The 17,372-nt window shown below is 66.7% G+C and carries 18 protein-coding genes; 13 read left to right on the forward strand and 5 right to left on the reverse strand.

Features of this window, described 5'->3' with window-relative positions; translation table 11 throughout:
• Positions 1 to 78: 78 nt before the first annotated feature.
• The 6 genes from AC59JP_RS21545 (at position 79) to AC59JP_RS21570 (ending at position 5,263) form a co-directional block, all read left to right on the forward strand.
• Positions 79 to 744 carry an SACE_7040 family transcriptional regulator gene (locus AC59JP_RS21545; RefSeq protein WP_497327874.1) on the forward strand — a complete coding sequence of 222 codons (666 nt, stop codon included), beginning with the start codon at positions 79 to 81 and terminating at the stop codon, positions 742 to 744.
• A complete protein-coding gene (locus tag AC59JP_RS21550) occupies positions 741 to 1,925 on the forward strand; it encodes an acetyl-CoA C-acetyltransferase (protein WP_497327875.1) in 1,185 nt (394 codons plus the stop codon). Before AC59JP_RS21545 ends, AC59JP_RS21550 begins: the two co-directional genes overlap by 4 nt.
• A gap of 168 nt (positions 1,926 to 2,093) precedes the next feature.
• Complete coding sequence (locus AC59JP_RS21555) at positions 2,094 to 2,345, forward strand: BatC protein (protein WP_188542923.1); 252 nt, start codon at positions 2,094 to 2,096, stop codon at positions 2,343 to 2,345.
• Positions 2,346 to 2,377: 32 nt separating this feature from the next.
• Entirely contained in the window at positions 2,378 to 3,601 is a 1,224-nt protein-coding gene (locus tag AC59JP_RS21560; RefSeq protein WP_497327933.1) for a cupin domain-containing protein, read from the forward strand.
• Entirely contained in the window at positions 3,598 to 4,494 is an 897-nt protein-coding gene (locus tag AC59JP_RS21565; protein WP_497327876.1) for a ferredoxin family protein, read from the forward strand. Before AC59JP_RS21560 ends, AC59JP_RS21565 begins: the two co-directional genes overlap by 4 nt.
• Before the next feature lie 46 nt (positions 4,495 to 4,540).
• Complete coding sequence (locus AC59JP_RS21570) at positions 4,541 to 5,263, forward strand: SIMPL domain-containing protein (protein WP_497327877.1); 723 nt, start codon at positions 4,541 to 4,543, stop codon at positions 5,261 to 5,263.
• 12 nt (positions 5,264 to 5,275) lie between these two features.
• Here AC59JP_RS21570 and AC59JP_RS21575 read toward each other — a convergent pair whose 3' ends face one another.
• On the reverse strand, positions 5,276 to 6,463 hold the full coding sequence (locus AC59JP_RS21575) for a DUF8462 domain-containing protein (RefSeq protein ID WP_497327878.1): 1,188 nt from the start codon (positions 6,461 to 6,463) through the stop codon (positions 5,276 to 5,278).
• A gap of 286 nt (positions 6,464 to 6,749) precedes the next feature.
• On the opposite strand from AC59JP_RS21575, the gene AC59JP_RS21580 reads away from it, so the two are divergent.
• Complete coding sequence (locus AC59JP_RS21580) at positions 6,750 to 7,193, forward strand: 2-isopropylmalate synthase (RefSeq protein ID WP_497327879.1); 444 nt, start codon at positions 6,750 to 6,752, stop codon at positions 7,191 to 7,193.
• 28 nt (positions 7,194 to 7,221) lie between these two features.
• Here AC59JP_RS21580 and AC59JP_RS21585 read toward each other — a convergent pair whose 3' ends face one another.
• On the reverse strand, positions 7,222 to 7,797 hold the full coding sequence (locus AC59JP_RS21585) for an Rv1733c family protein (protein WP_497327880.1): 576 nt from the start codon (positions 7,795 to 7,797) through the stop codon (positions 7,222 to 7,224).
• Between the two features lie 201 nt (positions 7,798 to 7,998).
• On the opposite strand from AC59JP_RS21585, the gene AC59JP_RS21590 reads away from it, so the two are divergent.
• The 3 genes from AC59JP_RS21590 to AC59JP_RS21600 are packed head-to-tail and all read left to right on the forward strand — an operon-like array spanning position 7,999 to position 10,870.
• Positions 7,999 to 8,883, forward strand: coding sequence for a metal-dependent hydrolase (locus AC59JP_RS21590; protein ID WP_497327881.1), 885 nt, complete (start codon positions 7,999 to 8,001; stop codon positions 8,881 to 8,883).
• Positions 8,880 to 9,947, forward strand: coding sequence for a PDR/VanB family oxidoreductase (locus AC59JP_RS21595; RefSeq protein WP_497327882.1), 1,068 nt, complete (start codon positions 8,880 to 8,882; stop codon positions 9,945 to 9,947). The genes AC59JP_RS21590 and AC59JP_RS21595 overlap by 4 nt, the downstream gene beginning before the upstream one ends.
• Before the next feature lie 29 nt (positions 9,948 to 9,976).
• Complete coding sequence (locus AC59JP_RS21600) at positions 9,977 to 10,870, forward strand: alpha/beta fold hydrolase (RefSeq protein ID WP_497327883.1); 894 nt, start codon at positions 9,977 to 9,979, stop codon at positions 10,868 to 10,870.
• On the opposite strand, the gene AC59JP_RS21605 is transcribed toward AC59JP_RS21600, so the two are convergent.
• Positions 10,858 to 11,235 (reverse strand): YchJ family protein, encoded by a 378-nt coding sequence (locus AC59JP_RS21605; protein ID WP_497327884.1) that lies wholly within the window; start codon positions 11,233 to 11,235, stop codon positions 10,858 to 10,860. The genes AC59JP_RS21600 and AC59JP_RS21605 overlap by 13 nt on opposite strands.
• Positions 11,232 to 11,783: a TetR/AcrR family transcriptional regulator gene (locus AC59JP_RS21610; RefSeq protein WP_497327885.1), complete on the reverse strand. Its 552-nt coding sequence runs from the start codon at positions 11,781 to 11,783 to the stop codon at positions 11,232 to 11,234. Before AC59JP_RS21610 ends, AC59JP_RS21605 begins: the two co-directional genes overlap by 4 nt.
• 68 nt (positions 11,784 to 11,851) lie before the next feature.
• On the opposite strand from AC59JP_RS21610, the gene AC59JP_RS21615 reads away from it, so the two are divergent.
• Complete coding sequence (locus AC59JP_RS21615; protein WP_497327886.1) at positions 11,852 to 13,438, forward strand: MFS transporter; 1,587 nt, start codon at positions 11,852 to 11,854, stop codon at positions 13,436 to 13,438.
• Positions 13,439 to 13,456: 18 nt separating this feature from the next.
• Positions 13,457 to 14,755: a YhgE/Pip domain-containing protein gene (locus AC59JP_RS21620; RefSeq protein ID WP_497327887.1), complete on the forward strand. Its 1,299-nt coding sequence runs from the start codon at positions 13,457 to 13,459 to the stop codon at positions 14,753 to 14,755.
• Between the two features lie 27 nt (positions 14,756 to 14,782).
• Here AC59JP_RS21620 and AC59JP_RS21625 read toward each other — a convergent pair whose 3' ends face one another.
• Entirely contained in the window at positions 14,783 to 16,264 is a 1,482-nt protein-coding gene (locus AC59JP_RS21625) for an amino acid permease (protein WP_497327888.1), read from the reverse strand.
• Between the two features lie 229 nt (positions 16,265 to 16,493).
• On the opposite strand from AC59JP_RS21625, the gene AC59JP_RS21630 reads away from it, so the two are divergent.
• The gene (locus tag AC59JP_RS21630) at positions 16,494 to 17,219 is read left to right on the forward strand and encodes a FadR/GntR family transcriptional regulator (protein WP_497327889.1); all 726 of its coding nucleotides are present in this window, start codon (positions 16,494 to 16,496) and stop codon (positions 17,217 to 17,219) included.
• The last annotated feature ends 153 nt before the right edge of the window (positions 17,220 to 17,372 follow it).

Below are 17,372 nucleotides of genomic sequence, written 5' to 3' on the forward strand. Positions count from 1 at the left end.
CGATCGAGTGAACAGCGACTAACCCAACCCGGTAGAATCCGGTTTTCGCACACTCGACGGAAAGCGTGGGGCTCGGCAATGGGCGGTACGGGGTCGGCAGGGGAGTCGGTGGCGCCGCCGCAGACCCGCCGCTCCCAACTCAAGGCCGACCGCCGCGGCCAACTGCTCGCCGCCGCCGCGCACCTCGTCGCCGAGCGGGGATTTCACGGCGTCCGACTCGAAGACCTCGGTGCAGCGGTCGGTATCAGCGGCCCCGCGGTATATCGCCACTTCTCCAACAAGGAAGCAGTGCTGGTCGAGTTGCTCGTCGGAATCTCCGAACACCTGCAGTCGGGAGGCGAGGAGGTGGTGCGCACCGCCGCCTCTCCCGTCGATGCGGTGCGCGGCCTCGTCGACTTCCATCTCGACTTCGCCATCACCTCACCCGGCCTGATCAGCGTCCAGGGACGCGACCTGGCCAACCTCCCGCCCACCGAGCAAGGTCGGGTCAGGCGGCTGCAGCGTTCGTACGTCGAGTGCTGGGTGCAGGCGCTTCGCGATGTCGACACTGCACTGAACGACGACACGGCGCTGACGGACGAGACTGCTCGTGTGCGGGCGCACGCCGCCTTCGGCCTGCTGAACTCCACACCGCACTCCACCGGCCGCGTACCGGATGCAGCGATGAAAGCCGTACTTTCGCGTATGGCCCTGTCCGCCTTGAACATCGAGCAGCAAACCAACGACAGTAGGGAAACGATATGAGCACATCGGTCATCGTCGCGGGCGCACGGACACCCGTCGGAAAACTCATGGGTTCGCTCCGGGACTTCTCGGGGTCGGACCTCGGCGGCATCGCGATCAAGGGTGCGCTCGAGAAGGCCGGGATCTCCGGTGACCAGGTGGAGTACGTGATCATGGGTCAGGTCCTCACCGCCGGAGCCGGGCAGATGCCCGCTCGCCAGGCCGCCGTGGCCGGCGGAATCCCGATGTCGGTTCCGGCGCTGACCGTCAACAAGGTGTGCCTGTCCGGAGTCGACGCCATCGCACTCGCGGATCAGCTCATCCGCGCGGGCGAGTTCGACATCGTGGTGGCCGGCGGCCAGGAGTCCATGACGCAGGCTCCGCACATGCTCGAGAAGTCGCGCGCCGGCTTCAAGTACGGCGACGTGACCATGAAGGACCACCTCGCGTACGACGGCCTCTACGACATCTTCACCGACCAGGCGATGGGATCGCTGACCGAGTCCTACAACGCCGACGGGTCGACCCCCTTGACGCGCGAGGAGCAGGACGAGTTCGCCGCACAGTCACACCAGCGCGCGGCCGCGGCGTGGAAGAACGGACTCTTCGACGACGAGGTCGTGCCGGTGTCCATTCCGCAGCGCAAGGGCGATCCGATCGTGTTCGCCGAGGACGAGGGTGTGCGCGCCGACACCACCACCGACACGCTGTCCAAGCTTCGCCCGGCCTTCTCCAAGACCGGTTCGATCACCGCGGGCAACGCCTCGACGATCAACGACGGCGCCGCGGCCGTGGTCGTGATGAGCAAGGCCAAGGCAGAGGAACTCGGCATCGAGTGGCTCGCCGAGATCGGAGCCCACGGCGTGGTCGCCGGCCCCGACTCGACCCTGCAGCAGCAGCCGGCCCGCGCCATCGCCAAGGCATGCGAGAAGGAAGGCATCAAGCCCACCGACCTCGACCTCGTCGAGATCAACGAAGCCTTTGCGGCCGTCGGAATCGAATCCACCCGCGAACTCGGGCTCGATCCCGCCAAGGTCAACGTCAACGGCGGCGCCATCTCCATCGGCCACCCGCTGGGTATGTCCGGTGCCCGTATCGCACTGCACCTGGCGCTCGAGCTGAAGCGTCGCGGCGGCGGTGTGGGTGCGGCCGCTCTCTGCGGCGGCGGCGGGCAGGGCGATGCGCTGATCATCCGGGTCTAGGGGCTCCGCCCCTGTGACACCGGGGCGCCGCCCCTGTGCGCGATTTCCGGCCCCCCAGGGACGGAAATCGCGCACAGCGGGGGTACCTAGCCTGTTTGAATTGACCCCGCCCGGTCAACACTGAGGCATGCCTGTAGCGCAGGTATGGATGGCAACGAGAGGAATTCGATGAGCATCAACGACGACGACATCACCACTTCCGGAGCTGCAGGCGGAGAGGGTCCCGCCGACGGCGGATCCAACCCCGGCGGTCACGACGGCGGAGCCGACGGCAGCGCAGCACCCGGCGAGGGCACTGCTGACGGCGGTTCGAACCCGGACGGTCACGACGGCGGAGCCGACGGCAGCGCAGGCGAGGGCACGGCCGACGGCGGCTCGAACCCGGACGGCCACGACGGCGGAGCCGACGGCACCGCGTAACTCTGCGTCCATTGACCACACTGCGTGACGGGATGCGCGGGCCGGAGAACCGGTCCGCGCTTTCTCGTTGCATCTCACACGACACCAAGCGGTTCGCAGACGAATTCTGGGGCCGCGCACCGCTGCTCAGCCGCGCCGACGAGTTGCCGCAGCCGTTCACCGACCTGTTGTCCGTCGACGCGGTCGACGAGCTCGTCGCCGAGCGCGGCGTGCGTGCACCGTTCATGCGCATGGCTCGCGAGGGTTCGGTGCTGCCGCGCGACTCCTACACGTCCTCCGGCGGATTCGGCGCCGAGATGCCCGACCAGATCGACTCGGCGAAGGCACTGTCCGAGTTCGCCGCCGGCGCCACGATGGTGCTGCAGGGTCTGCATCGCTTGTGGCCGCCGCTGATTCGCTTCTCTCGGGATTTGGTCGACGACGTCGGCCACCCGGTTCAGATCAACGCGTACGTGACGCCGTCGTCGAACCGCGGTTTCGATCCCCACTACGACGTGCACGACGTGTTCGTGCTGCAGGTCAGCGGCGAGAAGCGTTGGCTGGTCCACCCGCCCGTGCACCTGCATCCCCTGTCGAACCAGCCCTGGACCGATCACCGCTCCGACGTCGAGCGCGCGGCCACCACCGAGCCCACGCTCGATGTCGTTCTGCGCGAGGGTGATTCGCTCTACATCCCGAAGGGATGGATCCATTCGGCCACTGCGCTGGGAGAGACGTCCATCCATCTCACCGTGGGCATGGCCGCGTTCACGCGCTACGACGTCGCCCTGCAGATGCTGAAGACGTGGGCCGACGACCCGGCCATGCGCACACCGTTGCCGCTCGGCATCGACCTCGCCGACGTCGATGCGGTTGCGCCGCATGTTCTTTCCACCCTCGACGCGATCGGCGCCGTCGACACCGACTCCCGAGCGGTCGCCGACCGTCTGCGCTCGCGGTTCCTCGACACCACCCGCCCCGAACCGGTGCGCCCGTTGAGCACCGTCGCGGCGATGGCCGGCCTGACCGACGCGGACGAGGTGCTCTGGCGACACGGATCGAGCGCGCGCATCGTCGACGACGCCCGCGGAGTCTCCATCGTCCTACCCGACAAGGCCGTGACCCTCCCCGTCGTCTGCTCGGCCGCAGTACACCGGCTGTACGAGGGAAAGCCCGCTCGCGCAGGCGAACTCGACGGCCTCGATGCGGACGATTCCAAGGTCGTCGTCAGAAGATTGCTGCGCGAGGGAATCCTCGTGCCCGGTCGGAAGAGATGACAGCACGCTCGGACCCGAACTGGCGACCCTGCAGCGACTGCGCTCTCGAGCGCGGCGACAACCTCGAAGGCACCGGTTCACGCGGACTGCAATGGTTCCTGATCGAACTCTCGGGTTCCTGGGGACATTCGGCGTTCGTCAATTCACCCAGCGCGATCGATCCGACGTTGGGCCGGGAGATCGTCCGCCGCATCGAGCGAGCGGGTATGCGGCCGTTGGCCATTCGCAGAACCGGCCGGCGCGCGGAGACCGATGTGTGGCGATGGGCCTTCGTCGACTCGAGGCCCGGACACGAGACGATCCGATGGGGTCGGGTCGACACTCCGCGCGACCTGCTCGACGTCCCGCTCGACGGGTCGACCGGCACTCCGTCCACCGATCCGCTCGTGGTCGTCTGCACGCACGGGCGCCACGATCAGTGTTGCGCCGTGCACGGACGCCGCGCGGCACAAGCTCTCGACGCGACGCATCCCGACCAGATGTGGGAGTGCTCGCACCTCGGCGGAGACCGTTTCGCCGCCACGATGGTGATGTTCCCGCACGGGTTCTACTTCGGGCGTGCCGATCTGACCGACACGAGCGAACTCTTTCACCAGTACACACAGGGCACGGTGGACACGCGTTTCGTCCGCGGGCGCAGTTCGCTCTCCAACCCGGTGCAGGCGGCGCAACACCATGCGCGACTGATGCTGCAGGACAACAGGATCGACACACTCGCACCCCTGTCGGAATCCGTCGACGACGACGTGTGGACGATCGTGCTGGAACACGACGGGGGCAGCGACGTCACCGTGACCCTGGAACAGGGGTGGTCGACGCCCATCCTGAGCACCTGCGACGCGACCATCCCCGGTCCGGTCCGCACGTTCACCCTGCGCAGCATCGAACGCTGAACGCCGGGCCTTTCCATCCGGTCACCGAGGATGAACAATACGGGCGGTGAAGCGCACACTGGCGGCCGCAATCGTCCTCACCGCAGCTCTGACCACGGCTTGCGGAAACAGCAACCCACCGACCGGGTCCGGTGACGGACCTCCCAGCATCTCGGTGAGCGGCCTCGGCGAAGTGCAGGGCACTCCCGACACGCTCACCGCCCAGATCGGCGTGGAGGCCGTGGCCAGCGACGTGACTGCTGCGATCGATCAGGCGAACACCGCGGTCTCGTCGGTGACCGACGCGATCGTGGCCGCGGGGGTCGATCGAAGTGACGTCCAAACTCAGCAGGTGTCCATCAATCCGCAGTACTCCGGCGGGTTCTCGGGCGGCAGTTCCGACATCAGCGGGTATCAGGCGACCAACTCGCTGCGGGTGACCGTGCGCGACCTGTCCAAGGCGTCGTCCGTCCTGGGCGACGCGACGGCGGCCGGCGGCAATGCCACCCGCATCTCCGGGGTGTCGTTTCGGATCGACGACAATTCGACGTTGATCGCCGACGCCCGATCCCGCGCCTTCGCCGACGCACGGGAGCGAGCCGAGCAGTACGCGTCGCTCTCGGGTGGTCAGCTCGGTGACCCGCTGACCATTTCCGAGAACATCAGCGGGCAGGACCAGCCGATGCCGCTGACCGATCGCAGCAGTGCGGCGAGCACGGCAGTTCCGATCGAGCCCGGACAGCAGACCGTCGGGGTGACGGTGGCCGTCGTGTGGGCCCTGAACCGCTGAAACCGCTGAAACCTAGTCCGCGTGGCCGCGGAGATACCGGCCGAAGTGGGGAACGGTGAACCCGATGGATCCGCGCTCCGCCGAGTAGATCAGGCCCTTCTTGATCAGACCGTCGCGCGCCGGGGAGAGCGACGCCGGCCGTCGCCCGAGTTCCGACGCGATCTTCGCGGTCGCCACCGGCCCGTCGTCGCCGGACAGATCGGCCATCGCACGCATGTACTCCCGCTCGGCGGGCGTGGCTCGCTCGTAGCGAGAGCCGAAGAAGCCAACGGCCAGTTCGTCTTCCGCGGTGGGGGCCGCTACCCGAACGTCCGCCTCCGTGATGGGCGATGCGGCGGCGAGATCCCACGTCGCCTTGCCGTACGCCTGCACGAAGTACGGATAGCCGTCCGCCGCGGCATACAGGGCGTCGAGAGCTTCGGGCGTGAATTCGACGTCTTCACGCTCGGCGGGCGCGATCAGCGCCTGATCGGCCGACGCGCGGTCGAGTCGGTCGATGCGGTGGTAGCTGAACAGCCGCTCCGAGTAGCTCTTCGACGCCGACAACACCGCCGGCAGATGTGGAAGTCCGGCGCCGACCACGATCAGCGGCGCCGCATCCTGGCTGAGTTCGTGGCACGCACCGCAGATCGCGGAGACGTCCTCGGCGGCGAGATCCTGCATCTCGTCGATGAAGATGGCGATACCGACACCGACGTCCCGCGCCAGAGACGCGGCGTCGAGAAGCAGTTCGACCAGATCGATCTCGATGTCGCCGGTGTCGGCGCGGCCCTTGAGCGCCGGCGCATCGATGCCGGGCTGCCATTTGTCGCGCATGCCCTTGTCCGCCGACGCTTTCAGAGCGAAGGACTTCAGCACGCCCAGGAACTCGTCGACCCGATCGGGGTCGCGGTGCGATGCGGCGATCTCGCGCACGGCCATGTGCAACGCGGACGAGAGCGGCCGGCGCAGGTCCTGATCCGGCCGCGCTTCGATCTTGCCGGTTCCCCATCGACGCGAAATCGCCGCCGAGCGTAGGTGATTCAGGAGTACGGTCTTGCCCACGCCGCGCAGACCGGTCAGCACCACACTGCGCTCCGGCCGGCCACGGGCGATGCGCTCGAGCACGATGTCGAACGCGTCGAGCTGCTTGGTACGGCCGGCCAGCTCGGGCGGACGCTGTCCGGCTCCGGGGGCATACGGATTGCGCACGGGATCCATGGCGCGACGCTAGCAAGATCGCTATCCGATTCTGCGGCTCTCTAGCGCGTGTCCTAGACACGAATCGGCTACACATCCCTCTACCGGTGTATTCACAGATCGCTAGAAAGTCGAATATATCGATGATCACGCGGGGGTTGCCCCACTCCGCGGTGCCGAGTTACTGTGTCTGCATGTCGCGTGTACTCGTAGTACGTCACCGTAGCGGGGTCTGATTCGGACCGACCCCTCGCTGCGGGTCGTTCGCTACCAGTCGGTCCTTCCTCGTCACCGGAAGAACCCCAAAATGACTACTTCACACGCATTCTCTGATTCCTACACACCCTTCGCGTTGCCCCGTGCACTGAGCATGGAGGCGAACGGCATGTCGCCCAGCAACTTTCGCGCAACCTATTCGCCGACAGCGGGGCCCCTCCGACTCGGGTCGTGGGAATCCTCGCCCCGCAACTGCGGACGGTACGAGTTCGCCGCCACGTTCGCGCTCGGCGACACCATTCACAGCGCGACTTTCTCCGCCTACGGCCCTGCCGAAGCCATTACGTCGATGCTCCACGACGCCGGCATCCACATCGAAATCATGTCGTTCCACCAGCAACCGACCGACGCCGGAATCATGACGTTGGCGCTGCTGAGCCGCGGTGATCGTCAGGCCTGGGCAATAGGCACATCGGACGGCGCGTTCGAATCCACCGCGCGCGCCATCGTCGCCGGGGCGAATCGGCTGTTCTGAACCGTGTGAGCTTCGGACCGTGTGAGCGTCAGGCGAAGAAGCGATACAGCGCGTCGTCCCACATGGCGTCCCGTCGTCGGTCCAGCTGCCGACGAATGGCCCAGCCCACGAGCGTGAGCATGCTGACGACCATGACCGCGGAGATGATCGCGGCGAAGATCGAGACGACAGCGATGTCGGTGCTGCTGGCCGCGGCCTGCGAGGGCAGGCCCGCCTGGTCGACGGTCAGGTCGGTCTTGGTGCCGGCCGGCGCCCCGGCGGCTACGGTGACGTGGCCGTCGTGGGTGCGACCGTCGACGGTCCACTGCGCGGGCACGGACGTCGTGGGCGCGGTGGCGTAGTCGGACGTCACCGTCGTGAACTTCGGTGCGTCGGCGGTCGTCGTCGCTTCGACGGATCTGGTGGACGCCGCCACCTGCTGCGCCAGCTGTTCCTGCTGGCTGTACGTCGTCATTCCGAACCACAGGGCGAGCGGGACGGCTGCTGCAATCAGAGCCACGATGATGCGGTGCGCAGTGCGCTCGATGCGGTCGACCGGTCGCAGAAGCGGGCTCTCTGCGTCCCGTGCCAGATCTCGTCCGGTCAGGCTGCTGAACTTGTCCATGCGCTGATTACCTCGATCGATGTCATCCCCGCGACGATGTCGTTACCTTCAGTCAAGAATCTGCGCAGCGCTTACACGAAGCAAGGCTTCTTGACCAGCATCACATGTGGTGACCAGCACGTTTCTTCGGCCCGAAGCCTTTACCGTTACGCTCCGTCATAGTAACTTGGCACACAGCACACGGTACGACGAGAGGCACCCATGACTGGCACCGAAACGGACGACCTCGTCCTGCAGGCACGCGACGTGCACTTCGAATGGGACGAATTGCCGATGCACTGGATCCCGAACGATCCGTTCTCCACGCACGTGCTCAACGTTCTGCACCTCCTGCTCCCCGCGGGCGAAGAATGGTTCGTCGAAACCTTCAAGCAGGCTCTGCCGTTCATCGACGACGAAAAGCTGCGCGACGACGTCGTGGGCTTCATCGGCCAGGAAGCCATGCACTCGAACGCCCACGCGGGTGTCCTCGAACATCTGAAGAAGAGCGGCCTCGACCCCACGCCGTTCACCGAGCAGATGAACTGGATCTTCTTCAAGGTCATCGGGCCGCGTCCGGTCACCAGCGCACGGTCGAAGAACTACCTCGTCGAGCGACTGGCGCTGATCGCCGCGATCGAGCACGTCACCGCGTTCCTCGGCGACTGGGTTCTGAACGCGGACGGCCTCGACCGCGCACACGTTCACCCCACGATGCTCGACCTTCTGCGCTGGCACGGCTCGGAAGAGGTCGAACACCGATCCGTCGCCTACGACACGCTGCGCTACTTCGACAAGCGTGAAGTCCGCCGGGTGCGCACCTCTCTGATCGCCGGACCGATGATGGTCTACATGTGGATGCGCGGCACCCGCTTCCTTATGGCCAACGACCCGGAGCTGCAGGGTGATTCCGCGAAGCGTCGCCGGCCGACACCGGTCAAGTGGTGGCGCGCCGCGAAGAAAGGCACCTTGCCGTCCGCGATCGAGCTGACCGTCCGGTTCTCGCACTACTTCCATCGCGACTACCACCCGAGCCACGAGGGATCGACGGAGCAGGCAGTGGCCTACCTCGCGACATCGCCTGCCGCGCAGGCGGCCACGCGATGATCGACGGGCCGCGCGATCTCCGCGGCCGGCCCCGACCCGATCGCATTCTGTCCGCGATCGGTCTCGTGGTGAACAACTACCTCGGTGCCGTGTCGCGATTCGCCTACGACGAGTCCCTCGCGGGACTGGACCGCTCGTCGGCGCTCCACCTGACCGTGGACTCCGTGCGCCCCGGAACAGCCGACGGCGACGTCGCCGTCATCGAACTCGTGGATCCGTCCGGATCCGAGCTCCCCGCCTGGAAACCGGGCTCCCACATCGACATTCATCTCGGTGGCGGCGTTCGACGCCAGTATTCGCTGTGTGGGGATCCGGGCGATCGCAGCCGCTTCCGCGTCGGAGTGCGGCGTATCCCGTCGGGCTTCGGCTCCGGTTTCATGCACGGACTGCAGCCCGGGTCGACGGTCACGGTCCGCGGACCGCGCAACGCCTTCCCGTTCGCAGCCGAGCCCCGCGTGTTGTTCGTCGCCGGCGGAATCGGCATCACACCCATCCTCCCCATGGTGCGTGCCGCTCGCACCCGCGGACTCGACTGGAAGCTGGTCTACGCCGGACGATCACGTGAGTCGATGCCGTTCCTCGACGAAATCGCATCGTGGGAATCCGCCCGTGTCCGCATCCACACCGATGTCGACGACGGAATCCCCACCACCGACGACCTCCTCGGCGACGCTCCGGACGGCGGGGCGGTCTACTGCTGCGGACCGGCCCCGATGCTCGCCGCAGTGCGGTCGGGATTCGCTCGAAGCCCCGCCACCGCATTGCATTTCGAGCGCTTCGGACCCGCACCCATCGTCGACGGGCGAGCCTTTCAGGTTCAACTCGTTTCCACGGGTCAGGTTCTAGACGTACCGGCCGATCGCTCCGCGCTGTCGGTGATCCAGGAGCAGCTACCGAACGTCGGCTATTCGTGCCGTCAGGGTTTCTGCGGTACCTGCAAAGTGCGTGTGCTGTCGGGGGTTCCGGATCACCGTGAGAAACGACTCACCGACGACGAGCGAGCCGACCACATGCTGATCTGCGTCTCGCGCGCCGATCAGGCGCGACTCGTTCTCGACCTCTAGCCACCTCTCGAACCAGCCTAAGGACCACGTTGATCACCGTACGAAGCCAGAACGTCGACCTCGCCGTGTTCGAGACCGGAAATCCAGAGGGCCCCACACTGGTCCTCGTCCACGGATGGCCCGACACCCACGCACTGTGGATGCACGTGGTTCCGTTGCTGGAAGACAAGTTTCGCATCGTCAGCTACGACTCGCGCGGCGCCGGGCAGAGCACGACTCCTCCGCGGCGATCGGACTTCACCCTCGACAAACTGGCCGCCGACTTCTACGCCGTCGTCGACGCCGTCAGCCCGGACGACCCCGTTCACGTTCTGGCGCACGACTGGGGCGGCGTCGAGGTATGGGAGGCCGCTGCGGAACCTCGAGCGGTGCAGCGTATTCGGTCCTACACCTCGGTCAGCGGACCGAACCTGGACCACCTCGGCAAATGGTCGCGCGCACGCCTGAAGCGGCCGACGCCGCACAACCTCGCGCAGGTGTTCGCGCAGGTTCGGGCGTCCTGGTACACCGTGACCTTCCACATCCCGCCCCTCGCCCGGTGGCGCGCGAAACGCTACTTCCGCAAGGGCTGGGCCAACTTCCTGCAGACCTTCTCCGACGTCGACCCCTCGCGCGTCGAGATGTCGCCCACCCTCCTCGCGGACGCGCTCAACGGCGGCGCCCTCTACCGCGCCAATCTGATTCCGCGACTGACGCGTCCGCGCGAACGCTACGTCGACATCCCGGTCCAACTGATCGTGAACACCCGCGACGTGGCCGTGCGTCCGTTCCACTATGACGACACCGGACTGTGGGTGAAAGACCTGCGCCGCACCGACATCGACGCCGGGCACTGGTCGCCGCTCTCGCACCCGGAGGACCTGGCACGGTTGACGACGGAGTTCGTCGAATCGGTCGAAGCGCGGGCCACTCAATCCAGGTAGAACCACAACCCGTCGACACGGGTGAACCTGCTGTGCTGCTCCATCTTTCCGGCGGTTCGGCCTGTCCGGTAATGCGCCACGAAGTCCACGGTTCCCTCGGTGTGCAGCATTCCGCCACCGGTGGAGCCGAGGACCTCGAGGCGGGTCCACACCTGGTCGTCGTCCAACTCGAGACGCGTCGGCCGCGTCGACGGGTGCCAGGTGCGCAGCAGGTAGTCGCGATCGCCCCGCGCGAAGGCGGTGAATCGCGAGCGCATCAGACGCTCAGCGGTGGGCGCCGACTGTGTCCCGTCGAGCAGTGTCCCGGCGAGCAGGGGCCCGCAGCACGCGTCGTACTCGGGCCCGGCTCCGCATGGGCAGATCATCGGGGTTCGACCAGCCGGCGGACTGCGTCGCCGATCACCGCTCGGCGACGCTCGATTTCCCGGTCGTCTGCGTCGGCCTCGGTGTGAGGCATGGTGGCCCAGCTGAACACCACGCCGAAGATCATGGTGAGAAGATCGTCTGCCCGCCACGACGAGTCGACCACGCCGTCCGCCTGAGCCTTCTCGACGAGCTCGATGCGTTCGTTCATGGTCCGCTCGGCCGACGCGACGAGCTTGCCGTCGCCCTGCAGTTGAGCCCACAGCAGCATGCGAAGGTCGCCGTCCGTCGTCGACAGGTGGGCGAAGCTCGCGAGGGCGTACTCGGTCAGGTCTCGTGGGGTGAACGGCACCGCGTCGACGAATCGCGCGAAGCCGGTCTCGAGCACCGCTTCGAAGAGCTTGTCCTTGTCTCCGAAATAGGCATAGAGCCGTTCCTTGCTCGCCTTCGCGGCGACCGCGATGCGGTCCACGCGGGCGCCGGCCAGCCCGTAATGGGAGAACTCGGTGCGAGCTGCGTCCAATATCCGGTCTCGGGTGTCCGATTTCACAGCCGAAATCCTACTCCAACCAACTAGTTCGTTTGACCCGTGTCGGAGGTGCTCGGTAAATTTTCCCGGTGACTTCCCCGACCCACGCGACCGACGTGTCGCACGCGAATCCGAACTACGAACGCCGCTGGCTGGTGCTCTGCATCGTCGCGATCACCCAGCTCACCATCGTGTTGGACGCGACCATCGTCAACATCGCGCTCCCGCAGGCCCAGGAAGATCTCGGCATCAGCGACGGCAGCCGCGCGTGGGTCATCACGGCGTACGCACTGTCGTTCGGCGCGCTGCTCCTTCTCGGCGGACGCATCGCCGACTACTGGGGCCGCAAGCGCTCGTTCCTCGTCGGCATGGCCGGCTTCGCCATCGCGTCCGCGATCGGCGGCCTCGCGCAGGAGGGGTACCAGCTCTTCATCGCCCGTGCCGGACAGGGCGTCTTCGCCGCGCTGCTCGCGCCCGCCGCGCTCGCCATCCTCACCACCACCTTCACCGACGAGAAGGAACGCGCCAAGGCGTTCGGCGTCTTCGGTGCGATCGCCGGTGGCGGCGCCGCCGTCGGCCTGCTCCTCGGCGGCGTGCTCACCGAGTACGCCAACTGGCGTTGGTGCCTGCTGGTCAACGTGCCCGTCGCGATCATCGCCGCGGCCGCGGCCATCCCGCTCGTAAAGGAGAGCAAGGCCGAGGGCAACACCAAGTACGACGTGCCCGGCGCAGTCCTCGTCGCGCTCGGCCTCGGATCGCTCGTCTACGGCTTCACGAAGGCGGAGGACGGCTGGTCCAATGTGTCCACACTGAGCTTCATCGCAATCGGCATCGTCCTGCTGGCCGCATTCGTCGTCGTCGAGTCCAAGTCCGACCACCCCCTCCTCCCGCTCGGCGTCATGCTGGACCGCAACCGCGGGTCCGCGTACCTGGGCTCCGCCATCATCGGCGCCGCACTCCTCGGCGGCACGCTGTACCTGACGTTCTACTTCCAGATCGTTCTCGGATTCAGCCCCGTCGTCGCCGGCGTCGCGTCGCTGCCCATGACCGCAGGAATCCTGGTGACCGCCGGTGTGGCGTCCGCCCTCATGCCCCGCGTCGGACCGAAGCCCCTGATGGCGGCCGGTCCCGTCGTGTCCGCCATCGGCCTGGTCCTGTTGACCCAGATCGGCGTCGACACGTCCTACTGGACGCACGTCCTGCCCGGTGTCCTACTGCTCGGACTGGGACTGGGCCTGCTGATGGTTCCGATGCAGAACGTCGCACTCATCGGCGTCGCCGATCACGACGCCGGTGCCGCCAGCGCCCTGGTCAACGCCGCACTGCAGATCGGTGGCGCACTCGGTACCGCCGTCTTCACCACCATCTACACCTCGGCCAAGTCCGCCTACCTCAGCTCGAACGCTGCGCCGGTCGCTCCGGCCGGGGTTCCGCCCGAGGCGCTCGCGTCGCAGACCCTGCCGTCCGACGAGGCCCTGGCTGCGCTTCCCGAGCCCATCCGCAACTTCGTGAACGCCACCATCGACTACATGTTCTCGGCCGAAGTGTCCGGCTACGCACATGCATTCGCGGCGGCCGCCGTCATGGTCGTCATCATCACCCCGATCGTGCTGTTCCTCGTGCGCGCGAAGAAGAGCGACCTCCCGGCCGGCGACACCCCGGTGCACATGGGCTGACCGCCTACCGTGGACTGCATGGTCCACAGTCACCCGGCGCGTCGGCGCTGGCCCGTCGTCGTCGCCCTGATCGCCGTTCTCGTCGTGATCGGGGCGGCGGCGTTCTCGGCCGTCGGCGGCGCCGACCGACAGCAGCGGGTCCTCGTCCTGAACAACGACGCGGGCGTCGCCGTCGGTGCCACCACCGTTCAAGCAGGCCGGGACTTCGCCGACCGCCTCACCGAATCGGATGCGTTCGACTGGACCGTGGCGTCGGGCGAGCGGCCCTCCGGCGAGTTCGACGCGACTGTCACCGTGCCCGACGGGTTCTCCGCGGCACTGAACTCGACCACGGGAACGGCGCCGGAGCAGGCACAACTGAATGTCGACGGATCCGCGTCACCCACCCTCGTCGCGCTCGTGGACGCCGCATCCGCCGGAACCGCATCCACCGGTGTGCAAGGTCTTCTCACCCAGACCGCACGCGCGAAAGCGCAACTGTCGCAGGCAGTCCTGCCGGCCCAGCTGCTGTCCGCCGCCACCAAGGGCGCGAGCGCACAGGGTGAGCAGCTCCTCGGGGGAGTCGAACAGTTCCTTCCGTTCCTCGAAACCGCTCGCAGCGGCGCCGACCAGTTGGTGGCTGCGTCGGGAAACGTGTCCCGGCTCGTCGACGGCGCGCGACAGCCCACTGCCGACCTCTCGGCTCGGCTGAACCAAGCCGGTCTGACCATCGCCGACGTCACCCGCGGCGCCGACCAACTGCGAGGCCTCCTGGCCACCGTCACGGACACGTTGCAGGCCAACGGAATCGACGCGGCACCGGTCGCGCAGACGCGATCCGACATCGCGCTGGCGACCGAGCAGCTGACCAGCTTCTCGACCCTCCTCGGCAGCGGACCGGACACGTTGCTCGGCACCGCCGTACAGAACGGGTATTCCCAGCTGTCCGAGATCTCGGCCCAATTATCGAGTGCCGGTGCGCAATTGCAGCAGGCGATCGGCCCCATCGCGGACGGTGCACCCCAACTTCTCGGCGGCGCGAAGGATCAGATCCTCGGCGCAATCACCCAGCTGTCGACGCTGTCCGACACCATCGGCAAGCAGATCGGTACCGGCGTGTCTGCCCTGCCGTCCACGTCGAGCGCCCTGACCGCGGTTCTGAAGGATCCGGTGAACGTGACCTACGCGTCGACGGCCGGGGCGCAGGGCGCGCCGACGAACTGGGTTCCGTACCTCTTCGGCGCGGTCATCGTGGTGCTGGCCGGGGTGCTGGTGTTCACCACTGCCCGGCCCCTTCATCGCGACTCAGGGGCACCCTCGGTCGATCCATCGACATGAGGGTGCCCCTGAGTGCAGAGGGTTCGGCTACTTCTCCTCGGGCAGCGGACGATTCGCCACGACCGGGTACTCACCCGTGTACCCGATGCGCTCCTGAGCCATGGCCAGCACCTTGCCTCGGGCGCCGTACCACCCGGCGATCAGTGCCGGGATGATGACGACGAGCGTTGCGAGCGTCCAGGTTCCGATGGGCCGGTCGAAGCCCATCAGCACCAGCACCGCGAACAGGAACACCAGCGTGATGTAGCTCGAGTACGGAGCCCACGGCATCTGGAACGTCGGCCGGGCGAGGATTCCCTTCTGCGCCCAGCGGTACAGCTGGATCTGGCAGATCACGATCGTTCCCCACGACGCGACGATGCCGAGCGCCGACATGTTCAGCACGATCTCGAAGGCCTCGCCCGGATTGAACGCGTTCAGTGCCACACCGAAGAGCGTGATGAAGCCGGTGAGCAGGATGCCACCGAACGGCACACCGTTCTTGCTCATCTTGCCGGTGAATGCGGGCGCGCTGCCGTTCATCGCCATCGAGCGCAGAATGCGGCCGGTGGAGTACAGGCCGGCGTTGAGGCTCGACAGTGCTGCGGTGAGAACCACGATGTTCATGATGGTGCCGGCGCCGTCGAGTCCGATCTTGGAGAAGAACGTGACGAACGGGCTCGTCCCCTTCTCGTAGTCGGTGTACGGCAGGAGCAGGGCCAGCAGGACCAGCGAGCCGACGTAGAAGATGGCGATTCGCGCGATGACCGAGTTGATGGCGCGCGGCATGATCTTCTCGGGGTTCTCCGTCTCACCTGCGGCCGTTCCCACCAATTCGACTGCGGCATAGGCGAACACCACACCGGACGTGACGATGACCAGGGGGAACAGACCGGTCGGGAAGAGGCCTCCCGCATCGGAGATGAGCGAGAAGCCGGCCTTGTGCCCGTCGATGTCGATCCGTCCGGCGAGGAAGATGGTGCCGATGACGATGAAGGCAACCAGCGCAACGACTTTGACGAGGGCGGCCCAGAACTCCAACTCTCCGAACAGCTTCACCGAGATGAGGTTCATCGCCAACACGATCACGAGGGCGATGAGCGCGATGGTCCACTGCGGGATTCCCTTGAACGCACCCCAGTAGTGCATGTAGGTCGCGATGGCGGTGGTGTCGACGATGGCGGTCATGGCCCAGTTGAGGAAGTACAACCACCCGGCCGCGAAAGCGGCCTTTTCGCCGAGGAATTCGCGCGCGTACGACACGAACGATCCCGACGACGGTCGATGCAGAACCAGCTCGCCCAGCGCACGCAGGATGAGGAAGACGAAGAATCCGCAGATCGCGTAGACGATGAACAGACCGGGGCCGGCTTCACGCAACCGAGTGCCGGCGCCGAGGAACAGTCCGGTTCCGATTGCACCGCCGATGGCGATCATCTGAAGTTGTCGGGGTTTGAGCCCCTTGTGGTACCCCTCGTCCTCGTGGGACAGCGCGGAGTTGTCGTAGGCAGCGCCCTGAACGTCGGTCATCGGATGTCGTCCTTCGATGTAGGTGCCGGCAATCGCCCAGAATGATGACGAAACGGAAATGATGACGAAAACCGAAGCTAGTGGCGAAATCCGCGCCTGTGCAGGGGTGCACTGTAAACACTGGATTATTGCGGTGAACTGTGTCGCCTACCGCGACAAATCGGACGCAGCGTGCGGGTCGGGGCGATTCGGACTTGCCGGGACGTGGCCGATGCTTCACAGTGACGCCATGACCCTGTCAGACAGCTGGGCACGCAAGCAGCCCTCCACCGTCCGCGTCGGCGCCGCCGAGGCCGTGCTGTCCGACCTACGGGCAGCAATCGAAGGCGGTGAGCTCGCCGTCGGTGAGCGTCTTCCGTCCGAAGCCGCGCTCGCCGCGAAGTTCGGTGTGAGCCGGTCCGTCGTGCGAGAAGCGCTGCGCTCGACCACCACCCTCGGACTGACGGAGACGCACACCGGGAAGGGCACGTTCGTCGTCGCGTCCGAGGTTGCTGCGAACCCGACCTTCGGCGCCTACACCGTCGACGCACTGCGCGAAGCGCGTCCGCATATCGAGGTGCCCGCCGCCGCCCTCGCCGCCGTGCGGCGAACCGACGAGCAGGCCGACTCGCTGCGGCGGCTGTTCGACACCATGCTCGCCGAGCCCGACCCGAAAACCTGGGTCCGGCTGGACGCCGAGTTCCACCTCCTGATCGCCGAGGCCAGCGGCAACGACGTGTTCGCCGCCGTCATCGCCCAGATTCGCGACGCGTTGGCGGGTCAGTCCGAGATGGTCAACGTGCTGCCCGACCGGCGCCAGCGCTCCGACATCGAGCACCGCTCGATCGTCGAGGCCATCGTCGACGGGTCGGCCGACGATGCGTCCGAGGCCATGCGCCGCCACCTGCAACACGTCCAGAACGCGCTCGGTCGCCTGCGCGGCGACGCGGTCATCGAGGACCTCGCGGCCGAATAGAATAGGGGCGTACACGAGAAGAAGGAAGGATTGTCATCACTCAGCACACCGCCCCGCCCGACGTCTACTTCGGTTCACCCGAGAGCGATGACCACGAGGACGTTCAACGCGCCTCGGCCGCGTCGCGCGCTCGGTTGTTCGAACGAGCCGACA

This window comes from Rhodococcus sp. 320_ES, from assembly GCF_059691855.1.

Bases quoted from the DNA above. Each gene is read 5' to 3' on its own strand.
- AC59JP_RS21545 (WP_497327874.1), top strand. From the start codon at position 79: ATGGGCGGTACGGGGTCGGCAGGGGAGTCGGTGGCGCCGCCGCAGACC.
- AC59JP_RS21550 (WP_497327875.1), top strand. From the start codon at position 741: ATGAGCACATCGGTCATCGTCGCGGGCGCACGGACACCCGTCGGAAAA.
- AC59JP_RS21555 (WP_188542923.1), top strand. From the start codon at position 2,094: ATGAGCATCAACGACGACGACATCACCACTTCCGGAGCTGCAGGCGGA.
- AC59JP_RS21560 (WP_497327933.1), top strand. From the start codon at position 2,378: ATGCGCGGGCCGGAGAACCGGTCCGCGCTTTCTCGTTGCATCTCACAC.
- AC59JP_RS21565 (WP_497327876.1), top strand. From the start codon at position 3,598: ATGACAGCACGCTCGGACCCGAACTGGCGACCCTGCAGCGACTGCGCT.
- AC59JP_RS21575 (WP_497327878.1), bottom strand. From the start codon at position 6,463: ATGGATCCCGTGCGCAATCCGTATGCCCCCGGAGCCGGACAGCGTCCG.
- AC59JP_RS21580 (WP_497327879.1), top strand. From the start codon at position 6,750: ATGACTACTTCACACGCATTCTCTGATTCCTACACACCCTTCGCGTTG.
- AC59JP_RS21585 (WP_497327880.1), bottom strand. From the start codon at position 7,797: ATGGACAAGTTCAGCAGCCTGACCGGACGAGATCTGGCACGGGACGCA.
- AC59JP_RS21590 (WP_497327881.1), top strand. From the start codon at position 7,999: ATGACTGGCACCGAAACGGACGACCTCGTCCTGCAGGCACGCGACGTG.
- AC59JP_RS21595 (WP_497327882.1), top strand. From the start codon at position 8,880: ATGATCGACGGGCCGCGCGATCTCCGCGGCCGGCCCCGACCCGATCGC.
- AC59JP_RS21605 (WP_497327884.1), bottom strand. From the start codon at position 11,235: ATGATCTGCCCATGCGGAGCCGGGCCCGAGTACGACGCGTGCTGCGGG.
- AC59JP_RS21620 (WP_497327887.1), top strand. From the start codon at position 13,457: ATGGTCCACAGTCACCCGGCGCGTCGGCGCTGGCCCGTCGTCGTCGCC.
- AC59JP_RS21625 (WP_497327888.1), bottom strand. From the start codon at position 16,264: ATGACCGACGTTCAGGGCGCTGCCTACGACAACTCCGCGCTGTCCCAC.
- AC59JP_RS21630 (WP_497327889.1), top strand. From the start codon at position 16,494: ATGACCCTGTCAGACAGCTGGGCACGCAAGCAGCCCTCCACCGTCCGC.